Annotated in this window: 3 protein-coding genes and 2 pseudogenes; all 5 read left to right on the top strand. The window is 42.6% G+C overall.

What is annotated here, in order from left to right; translation table 11 throughout:
• Positions 1-123 (top strand): annotated as a pseudogene (locus ACFINA_RS09455) (late control protein); the annotation flags it as partial.
• Between the two features lie 385 nt (positions 124-508).
• Complete coding sequence (locus tag ACFINA_RS09450) at positions 509-1,090, top strand: hypothetical protein (protein WP_375615503.1); 582 nt, start codon at positions 509-511, stop codon at positions 1,088-1,090.
• Positions 1,051-1,179 (top strand): annotated as a pseudogene (locus ACFINA_RS09445) (hypothetical protein); the annotation flags it as partial. The gene ACFINA_RS09450 and the pseudogene ACFINA_RS09445, both read left to right, overlap by 40 nt.
• Before the next feature lie 27 nt (positions 1,180-1,206).
• A complete protein-coding gene (locus tag ACFINA_RS09440) occupies positions 1,207-2,490 on the top strand; it encodes a hypothetical protein (RefSeq protein WP_375615502.1) in 1,284 nt (427 codons plus the stop codon).
• Positions 2,491-2,558: 68 nt separating this feature from the next.
• A partial coding sequence (locus ACFINA_RS09435) for a lysozyme (protein WP_375615501.1) occupies positions 2,559-2,855 on the top strand: 297 nt, incomplete at its 3' end.

The raw sequence follows: 2,855 nt of genomic DNA, 5'->3' as shown, positions 1-2,855 counted from the left end.
GGGCAAATCAATGGACCATGGAAAGCCGCTACCGTCACACATCGTTATGAAAAACAAAGCGGATACACAACAGAAATTACATTCGAAGCACCAAACAAGGGAAAAGAGGCAGGAGAAAAATAAACCTTGGAGAGACAGAAAATCAAAGGGTAATGTTTACCCAACTCCTCAAAGGAGCAATGGTGCAAACATTGCACAATTGCGTACTGAAAAGGAATTTGGTCAAGTTGACCAAATTCCTTAAACGCTTCTCCCTTTAATAATGTACTTGAATAATGTGTTTGGGGTACGGAAAAACTATCTATCAATTTAAGATAAAAGAGGTGAACACATCTTATATACGCTGCTTCTCAAATAATACGATTCCAACTCAATGATTGATCATCTCAAATTGCGATTTTGAGCAGAAAAGAAAAAGAGGTTTTAAATGATCTTCGAAAGGTCTTTGAAGACCCTTTGAGAAAACCTTTAAAACTCTTTGAAAAAAAATGAATTGGTACAAAACCTAGTGGCAAAATATAAAAAACCTGCTGGCAAGCTACATGCGCAACAGGTTGCAGAAGAATCGAAGAGGTTGTCGGAACAAGCGCTTACAGAGGTGACGAAAACGGGTGAAGCGGTTACAGCAGTAACGACAACGGCTAATCTTGCAAAAGATACAGCGGATACAGCCAAGGGATTAGCCGAAGAAGCCAAGAGTGCCTCTGATGCCGCCAAGCAAATGGCAGAAGAGGCGAAGGCAGGATTTGATAGAGCTACAGGGGAAATAAGTAGTACGAAAGGTTCATTGGCTACGGCATTGCAAAGTTTTGTAGAGGTCAAGCAGGCAAGTGAGAACGCCGTCCATGTCTCGACAGAAGCAAAAAGATTAGCCGATGAATCGAAGTCGATTGCTGAACGTGCAGAACAAACAGCGAGAGATGCCTCCCAAACAGCAACAGAGACGACGCAAGTAGCCGCAACAGCGGTAGCGACATGTCATGAAGTTAAGACAGTAGCGACACAAGCAAGTATGAAGGCAGATGGAGCCAAACAGACAGCCGCTGATGGATTGACAGCGTCGAAAAGTGCAGCAGAGAAGAGAGTGTAACAGAGAAAGTAGATCAAGCACTAAGAGAGGCTAGCGATGCAAAATCTAAAGCAGAAGGCTTAGAAACAATAGCCAATGAAGCAAAATCCACGAGTGATCATGCAAGCCAAACCGCTTTGAGTGCAAAAAGTTTATCAGAAAAAGCCAAGGAAGTAGCCGAGACTGCGAAGTCGACAGCAGAAGAAGCGAAGAGTGTTGCGGAGCAAGCAAAAGAAGAAGATGATACGACGAAGCAAGGGCTTGGAGAGGTCAAGAGTTCATTAGATACGGTGACAGCAACGACAAATTCTGCGAATACAGCCGCCTCTGAGGTAAAAGCTTTAGCGGAAGAAGCAAAAAGTGCATTGACAGAAGTGCAAGAGACGACACAAACTCATAGTGATAGTCTTTCTTCTCTTGAAGGTAGTGTAAATTCTCTTTCTACTTATTTTTTAGAGAATGTGCGTTTTGTTCAACCACAAAGAATTCTGGAAGCGGATTTGCAAAAAAGAAGAGGTATTATAATCAACAGCGGCGCATTTTTTCGCTGTTATCATGGTGGAGAGCATGGGAATAGGTACACCTTGCACCGTCTTACAAAGGGTGTGGGTTTTCTTATTACACAACCTCTTGAAGCAGGCAAGGATTATTATATTTATCTTATACCAACCCTCACTAATAATAATGAGATCAGCTTTAATATTTCGGACAATCCGACGGTTCCTGATGGTTATACAGAGGATACCTCTAAAAAGATTGGTGGATTTCATACGCTTTGTGCAGATGTTGGTGAGATTGAAGATCATCCGTTATCGGGTTATCAAGCGGGGGATATTCTCCCTGATTCTGTTTGGTGTTTAAATCACTGTCCGAGGAGTGATCCAGAGGGAATGGTTTACGATCCGTGGAAGAATATTTGGGTTGATATTTATCTTCAATCAGGGACAGGTGAAAATACGAAGTCTGCCTATGGTGTTCCGATTACAACCAATCGTAGCTATTCTGACCATCACGTGGATTTTTCGTCTGTTAATAAGAGATTTTTGACGAGTGATGAGTTCGCGTCTTGCATGTATGGAATCAATTCGGGAACCAGTATTATAGGCAATAAAGCGCCTTCTCCCAAAACGTCTGGAGGACACGTTGATACAGAAAATCGTCGTATGATTTCGTATATCGGTTGTGAGGATGGTTGCGGTTATGTTTGGCAATTTTTGTCTGGTTGTTATCCCGTGACGAAATGGTATACAGGGGAACAAGGAAGCAGTTTACGTGTAGACGTAAATGTTATGTTGGGAGGAGGCGATTGGTCCGGTGATGCTAGTAATGGTGAATTTGCGCGGAATTTTGCGCATTCTCGTTATGTAGAAGATGAAAAAATAGGCGCTTGTGGATGTAGCGAGCCACTTTATTATAATTAACGCGAGATTGATTAGAACATCATTTTATTCGGCCCCACTTTTGTGGAGCTTTTTTTATGGAGCGTCAGATGAGAAAGATATCGAAAGAAGGTTTGGAGCTTATCAAACAATGGGAAGGTTTGCGTTTAGAGGCTTATAGAGATACGGCGTGTATCTGGACGATTGGTTATGGTCACACCAGCAACGCGGGTCACCCCCTTGTCAAAAAAGGCATGCGTATTACGCAAAAGCAAGCGGAAGAAATCCTTTGTGAAGACTTAAAGCAATTTGAGAAGACAGTCGAGGAAGCGGTGACGGTTTCGTTAACGGATTGCCAATTCGCGGCATTGGTCTCATTTTGCTATAATGTAGGAACAGCTGCTTTT

Origin of the sequence: Bartonella sp. AC10YNML, assembly GCF_042196825.1 — a bacterium.
Lineage (GTDB): Bacteria > Pseudomonadota > Alphaproteobacteria > Rhizobiales > Rhizobiaceae > Bartonella.
The sequence above is the reverse complement of the archived record's forward strand: the minus strand, read 5'-3'. Positions and strand labels throughout refer to the sequence as shown.